We start from the raw sequence: 6,656 nt of genomic DNA on the forward strand, positions 1-6,656 counted from the left end.
GCCACACAAGGGGTAAAAGGCTGGCACAATGTCTGCCAATCGCCGCTTCCGGAGCCCCCTTGATGAGCGAAAGCGCATTCGCCGAGCGCATCGTGCACAACCTGCTCGACACCGACTTCTACAAACTCACCATGATGCAAGGTGTGCTGCACAACTACCCGGACGCCGACGTCGAATGGGAATTCCGCTGTCGCAACGGTGAGGACCTGCGCCCCTACCTCGGCGAAATTCGCAATCAGCTCGAACGGCTTGGCGACCTCACCCTGGACGATGGCCAGCTGACCTTCCTCGAACGCATCAGCTTCCTCAAACCCGACTTTTTACGCTTTCTGCGCCTGTTCCGCTTCAACCTGCGTTACGTGCACGTCGGCATTGAAAACGACCAACTGTTCCTGCGCCTGAAAGGTCCATGGCTGCATGTGATCCTGTTCGAAGTGCCGCTGCTGGCCATCATCAGCGAAGTACGCAACCGCAATCTGCACCCGCACATGCGCCTGGCCGAGGCGCGGGACCAGTTGTACCGCAAGTTCGACTGGCTGCGCGCGCATGCCAGCGATGACGAGCTGGCCGAACTGCAGGTGGCCGACTTCGGCACCCGCCGGCGCTTTTCCAGCCGCGTGCAGGCGGAAGTGGTACGGGTGCTGCGCGACGACTTCCCCGGCCGCTTTGTCGGTACCAGCAACGTCGACCTGGCATGGAAACTGGATATCAAACCGCTGGGCACCATGGCCCACGAGTGGATCATGGCCCACCAGCAGCTCGGCCCACGGCTGATCGACAGCCAAATTGCCGCGCTGGATTGCTGGGTACGCGAGTACCGTGGTCTGCTCGGCATCGCCCTGACCGACTGCATCACCATGGATGCCTTCCTCGGCGATTTCGACCTGTACTTCGCCAAGCTGTTCGACGGCCTGCGCCATGATTCGGGCGAGCCGGTAGCCTGGGCGGAAAAGGCCATTGCCCATTACCAGAAACTGGGTATCGACCCGATGACCAAGACCCTGGTGTTCTCAGACGGCCTCAACCTGACCCGCTCACTGGAAATTTTCCGTGCCCTGCGCGGCCGCATCAACGTCAGCTTTGGCATCGGCACCAACCTGACCTGCGACATCCCGGGCGTGGCACCCATGAGCATCGTGCTTAAAATGACCGACTGCAACGGCGCGCCGGTGGCCAAGATTTCTGATGAAGCCGCCAAGACCCAGTGCCGCGACGAGAACTTCGTCGCCTACATGCGTCACGTATTCAAAGTCCCCAGCAAGGAGTAACCCATGCAAGCGGTTCAGCAAGAGATTGCCCAGGCGCTGAAGGTACAGCCGCCGTTCGCCGACGCGGCAGCGCTCGAGGCCGAAGTCGCCCGGCGCGTGGCGTTCATCAAGGACTGCCTGGCCAACGCCCGGCTCAAGACCTTGGTGCTGGGCATCAGCGGTGGCGTCGACTCACTGACTGCCGCCCTGCTCGCCCAGCGTGCCATCAACGAGCTGCGTGCCGAGACCGGCGACAAGGCCTACACCTTCATTGCCGTGCGCCTGCCGTACCAGGTACAGCATGATGAGCATGACGCCCAGGCATGCCTGGAAGTGATCAAGGCGGATGAAGTTCACACTGTGGATATCGCCCCGGCAGTGCGTGCATTGGCGGCCGAAGTGGTGGAGTTGAAAAACGGCTCGCCGACGCTGGTGGACTTCGTGGTTGGCAACGTCAAGGCGCGTACCCGGATGGTCGCCCAGTACACCATCGCTGGCGCCCGCGCAGGTCTGGTGATCGGTACCGACCACGCGGCCGAGGCAGTAATGGGCTTCTTCACCAAGTTTGGTGATGGTGCCTGCGACCTGGCGCCGCTGAGTGGGCTGGTGAAGAATCAGGTGCGGGCGATTGCGCGTAGCTTCGGTGCGCCGGAATCACTGGTGGAGAAGGTGCCAACGGCCGACCTGGAAGACCTGGAGCCGGGCAAGCCGGACGAAGCGTCACATGGCGTGACCTACCAGCAGATCGACGCCTTCCTGCATGGGCAGCCGGTTGACCAGACAGCGTTCGACATCATCGTCGCCACCTACCGCAAGACCCAGCACAAGCGCGAACTGCCGTTCGCACCTTGATAAGGCTATAGAAAAACCTGTAGGAACGGGTTTTCCGCGAATACGATGGAGAACCCACCGACGCATTCGCGGGTGAACCCGCTCCTACAGGGTTCGCCGTCAGCCTTTGATTACTTGACCACGACCTTGCCTTTCATCATCGAGATGTGGCCCGGGAAGGTGCAGAAGAAGCTGTAGTCACCACCGGCTTCCAGCTTGGATGTGTCGAACTTCACTTCGGTTTCTTTCTCAGGCGCGCCGATCATCTTGGTGTGAGCGATGATCGCGGCGTTGTCAGCCTTCAGGTAGTCCTTATCCAGACCCTGGCTCATGCCTTCGGTGGCAATGGCCTGCATGTCGGCAGTCTTGCTGATCACCAGGTTGTGGCCCATGACGTTCTTCGGCAGGTTGCCGGAGTGGGTCAGTTTGACGGTGAATTCCTTGCAGCTCTTGTCGACAGTGAATTCCTTGCTGGTGTAGGACATCTGGTCAGTCGAGTCGACAGTGACCGAGCACTCGGCGGCGAAGACAGAAGCGCTGGCGAGGGTCAGCAGAGATACCGCTACAGCTTTCGCAAACATCATGAATCTCCTTGGCAGGGTTTTATCAATTGCGAGACTGCCTGAAACCGTTCAGCCCCTTGGTGATATGGGTCAAGGGGGCGTCAAGAGGCCAGCCAGTAAATTTGTTCAATGGATTGTATACAACAATTCTAACGGCACATCATGCCCTTTTATTGGACGATGAGACAACCTCTCATTTAGGAGCAATACCAAATGCCCATCTCCAACTTCCTCAATAGCCTGCTCGCTGCCTACGCCCACGGGGCCACAGGTGCAATCTGCGAATTCTCCCGGCCGGAATGAACCCGCCCTTGGAACTGACAGGCATGCGCCGTACCCTGTGCGCCTGAGTGACAGGAGATGAGCAATGCCCGTACGTTCCGTTTGTGTGTTCTGCGGCGCCAGCATGGGCGCCAACCCTGCCTACCGTGAAGCAGCCGTCGCGCTGGGCCAGGCCATTGCCCGCCGTGGTTTGACCCTGGTGTATGGCGGTGGCGCGGTCGGCTTGATGGGTGTGGTGGCAGATGCGGCCATGGCGGCCGGTGGCGAAGTGATCGGGATCATTCCGCAGAGCCTGCTGGACGCTGAGGTCGGCCACAAGGGCCTGACCCGCCTGGAAGTGGTGGATGGCATGCATGCGCGCAAGGCCCGCATGGCCGAGCTGAGCGATGCCTTCATTGCCTTGCCGGGTGGGCTGGGTACGCTGGAGGAACTGTTCGAAGTGTGGACCTGGGGGCAGCTGGGCTATCACGCCAAGCCGCTCGGGCTACTGGATGTGAACGGTTTCTACGACAAGCTGGGCGGGTTCCTCGACCATATCGTCGAAGAAGGTTTCGTGCGCCCGCAACACCGGGCGATGTTGCTGCTGGGGCAGCAGCCAGACGAGCTGCTGGACGGGATGGACAGCTTTGTGGCGCCGGTCGCGCCTAAGTGGGTCGACAAGCAGCCTGACTGATCCAGATGGATGGGCCGAACACTGACCCTGTGGGAGCGGGTTCACCCGCGAATCGATAGTGGATCTACCGACGCATTCGCGGGTGACCCGCTCCCACAGGGCTCTATGTAGCCTTCAAAATCAGCGGGGAATGACAGGCTGACGCGGCTTCTTGTTGCCCTTGCCGCCCTTGCTCGCCTCTTTGCGCTCCTTGGCCGCCTGCTGGTTACGCGCAAACGCCTCGGCCTTGGCCTTCTCGCGCTTGTCCCACGGCTTGCTGCCATCGCTGCCACGCGGCGGCAGGCCGGTGTGCTGGGTCAGGATCTTCTGGTCCTTGCCCACCTTGTGGCTCCCCGCCGGGGTCGAGTTCTTGCGGCGTGCGCTCTGGTAGCTGTCGGTCTGCGGCTGGTGCGCCGGAATCAGCTGGTGCTTGCCCGGCCCGATCAGGTCGGCGCGGCCCATCCGCTGCAGCGCTTCACGCAGCATCGGCCAGCCCTTCGGGTCGTGATAGCGCAAGAACGCCTTGTGCAGACGGCGTTGCTCGTCGCTCTTGACGATCTCCACCCCTTCGCTCTTGTAGGTCACCTTGCGCAGCGGGTTCTTGCCTGAGTGGTACATGGCCGTGGCCGAGGCCATGGGCGACGGGTAGAACGCCTGTACCTGGTCGGCACGGAAGCCGTTGCCCTTAAGCCACAGGGCCAGGTTCATCATGTCTTCGTCGGTGGTACCAGGGTGCGCGGCAATGAAGTACGGGATCAGGTACTGCTCCTTGCCCGCTTCTTTCGAGAACTTCTCGAACATGCGCTTGAAGCGGTCGTAGGTGCCGATACCCGGCTTCATCATCTTGTCCAGCGGGCCACGCTCGGTGTGCTCCGGGGCAATCTTCAGGTAGCCGCCAACGTGGTGGGTGACCAGTTCCTTGACGTACTCCGGCGATTCCACCGCCAGGTCGTAGCGCAGGCCGGAAGCAATCAGGATCTTTTTCACACCCGGCAAGGCACGGGCCTTGCGGTACAGCTCGATAAGCGAGCTGTGGTCGGTATTGAGATTTTCGCAGATACCCGGGAACACGCACGACGGCTTGCGGCAGTGCTTCTCGATATCGGGGCTTTTGCAGGCGATGCGGTACATGTTGGCAGTCGGCCCGCCAAGGTCCGAGACCACGCCGGTGAAGCCCGGCACCTTGTCACGCATCTCTTCGATTTCGTGCAGGATCGACTCGTGCGAGCGGTTCTGGATGATGCGGCCTTCGTGCTCGGTGATCGAGCAGAAGGTACAGCCACCGAAGCAGCCACGCATGATGTTCACCGAGAAACGGATCATCTCGTAGGCCGGGATGCGCTCCTTGCCATAGGCCGGGTGCGGCACACGGGCGTAAGGCATGCCGAACACGTAGTCCATTTCCTCGGTGCTCATGGGGATGGGTGGCGGGTTGAACCACACATCCACTTCACCGTGCTTCTGCACCAGCGCGCGAGCGTTGCCCGGGTTGGTCTCCAGGTGCAGCACGCGGTTGGCATGGGCATAGAGCACGGGGTCGTTACGCACCTTTTCGAAGGATGGCAGGCGGATCACCGACTTTTCCCGGGTCACGGCCGGGCTGTCGAGAATCTGCACCACCTTGGCTTCGTTCGGATCCTCCTGGTCGCCCTTGGCCTGCTCGATGGCACAGGCCTGGGTGTCCTGGGTGTTCACGTACGGGTTGATGATCTTGTCGACGCGCCCCGGGCGGTCGATACGGGTGGAGTCGATCTCGTACCAGCCTTGCGGAGTATCGCGGCGCACGAAGGCGGTGCCGCGCACGTCGGTGATGGTCTCGATCTTCTCACCGTTGGACAGGCGCTGGGCCACCTCGACCACCGCACGCTCGGCGTTGCCGAACAGCAGGATGTCGGCGCTGGCGTCGATCAGGATCGAGTGACGAACCTTGTCCTGCCAGTAGTCGTAGTGGGCGATGCGGCGCAGCGAAGCCTCGATGCCGCCGAGCACGATCGGCACATGCTTGTAGGCCTCCTTGCAGCGCTGGCTGTACACCAGGCTGGCACGGTCCGGACGGCTGCCGGCCAGGCCACCAGGGGTGTAGGCATCGTCGGAACGGATCTTCTTGTCCGCGGTGTAGCGGTTGATCATCGAGTCCATATTGCCGGCGGCCACACCGAAGAACAGGTTCGGTTCGCCGAGCTTCATGAAGTCGTCTTTCGACTGCCAGTTCGGCTGGGCAATGATACCCACGCGGAAGCCTTGGGCCTCCAGCAAACGGCCAATGATGGCCATGCCGAACGACGGATGGTCGACGTAGGCATCACCGGTCACGATGATGATGTCGCAGGAATCCCAGCCGAGCAGATCCATCTCCTCCCTGCTCATTGGCAGGAAAGGTGCTGGCCCGAAGCATTCGGCCCAGTACTTGGGATAGTCGTAGAGTGGTTTGGCTGCTTGCATGTCAGTGACCGGTTCTGGTGTGCAGGGAAATCGCGGGCGCGGAATATAGCACAAATTTTGACCAAATCCGACTGGATTCGTGGGGATTGGTGGGCAGGGCGACGGTTGGGGGATGGACGTGGCAGGTGGTTGGCTTGAGGGGTGTAGTGGGGTTGCCAGGAGTTCATGCAACCTGAAGCCAACCCCTCACTGCCTCATCCACAGCTCAGCATCATCCATCAGCGCCTTGGCCATCGCACTCATGGTAATGGGCAGCCCAGATCATCATCGGCTTCTCACCCATCAACCCGGTGATGGTCAGTTCGCGCACATAGCCCATCAACTCCGAAGACTGCTCGCGGGCGTCTCTAAACTGGATCCCGGGCTCGATGCGGAACAACGGGTGGGGTAAACCCGCTCCCTCAGGTACGGTGCAACTCTTGAAGCCTATGGTGAACCTGTAGGAGCGGGTTCACCCGCGAAAGGGCCAGCCCAGGCAACACATCAACGAAGCCTTACAGCAGGCCCCTGCCCCTGCATCGGGTTGTCTTCAAGAAAAGGGGGATCGTGGGGTGGATCGGGGCAAGGCGATTACTCACAGGAAAACCTGAGCCTGCTTAGACCGATGGCGATCGCGCCCCCTGCTGAGCGATCGCAATT

The 6,656-nt window shown here is 61.1% G+C and carries 5 protein-coding genes and 1 pseudogene; 3 read left to right on the forward strand and 3 right to left on the reverse strand.

Annotated features, from left to right (window positions below):
• Window positions 1–62: 62 nt before the first annotated feature.
• Both pncB and nadE read left to right on the forward strand, forming a co-directional pair.
• Entirely contained in the window at window positions 63–1,268 is a 1,206-nt protein-coding gene (gene pncB / locus ACF8EF_RS14250) for a nicotinate phosphoribosyltransferase (protein ID WP_176683158.1), read from the forward strand.
• Window positions 1,269–1,271: 3 nt separating this feature from the next.
• Window positions 1,272–2,099, forward strand: coding sequence for an ammonia-dependent NAD(+) synthetase (gene nadE, locus ACF8EF_RS14255; protein WP_176683157.1), 828 nt, complete (start codon window positions 1,272–1,274; stop codon window positions 2,097–2,099).
• Window positions 2,100–2,209: 110 nt separating this feature from the next.
• Here nadE and azu read toward each other — a convergent pair whose 3' ends face one another.
• Window positions 2,210–2,659 (reverse strand): azurin, encoded by a 450-nt coding sequence (gene azu, locus ACF8EF_RS14260; RefSeq protein ID WP_129933869.1) that lies wholly within the window; start codon window positions 2,657–2,659, stop codon window positions 2,210–2,212.
• A gap of 349 nt (window positions 2,660–3,008) precedes the next feature.
• Here azu and ACF8EF_RS14265 point away from each other — a divergent pair, with 349 nt between their 5' ends.
• Window positions 3,009–3,596, forward strand: a complete 588-nt coding sequence (locus ACF8EF_RS14265) for a TIGR00730 family Rossman fold protein (protein WP_176683156.1) — start codon at window positions 3,009–3,011, stop codon at window positions 3,594–3,596.
• A 120-nt stretch (window positions 3,597–3,716) separates the two neighbouring features.
• Here the strand turns inward: ACF8EF_RS14265 and ACF8EF_RS14270 are convergent, their stop codons facing one another.
• Window positions 3,717–6,017 (reverse strand): YgiQ family radical SAM protein, encoded by a 2,301-nt coding sequence (locus tag ACF8EF_RS14270; protein WP_176683155.1) that lies wholly within the window; start codon window positions 6,015–6,017, stop codon window positions 3,717–3,719.
• Between the two features lie 186 nt (window positions 6,018–6,203).
• Window positions 6,204–6,447, reverse strand: a pseudogene (locus ACF8EF_RS14275) (DUF3077 domain-containing protein).
• Window positions 6,448–6,656 lie beyond the last annotated feature (209 nt).

Origin of the sequence: Pseudomonas sp. zjy_15 (genome assembly GCF_043101865.1) — a bacterium.
GTDB classification, from domain to species: domain Bacteria; phylum Pseudomonadota; class Gammaproteobacteria; order Pseudomonadales; family Pseudomonadaceae; genus Aquipseudomonas; species Aquipseudomonas putida_Y.

What these genes read in the sequence shown, in the direction of transcription:
- pncB (WP_176683158.1), top strand. Translation starts at nt 63, where the DNA reads ATGAGCGAAAGCGCATTCGCCGAGCGCATCGTGCACAACCTGCTCGAC.
- nadE (WP_176683157.1), top strand. Translation starts at nt 1,272, where the DNA reads ATGCAAGCGGTTCAGCAAGAGATTGCCCAGGCGCTGAAGGTACAGCCG.
- azu (WP_129933869.1), bottom strand. Translation starts at nt 2,659, where the DNA reads ATGTTTGCGAAAGCTGTAGCGGTATCTCTGCTGACCCTCGCCAGCGCT.
- ACF8EF_RS14265 (WP_176683156.1), top strand. Translation starts at nt 3,009, where the DNA reads ATGCCCGTACGTTCCGTTTGTGTGTTCTGCGGCGCCAGCATGGGCGCC.
- ACF8EF_RS14270 (WP_176683155.1), bottom strand. Translation starts at nt 6,017, where the DNA reads ATGCAAGCAGCCAAACCACTCTACGACTATCCCAAGTACTGGGCCGAA.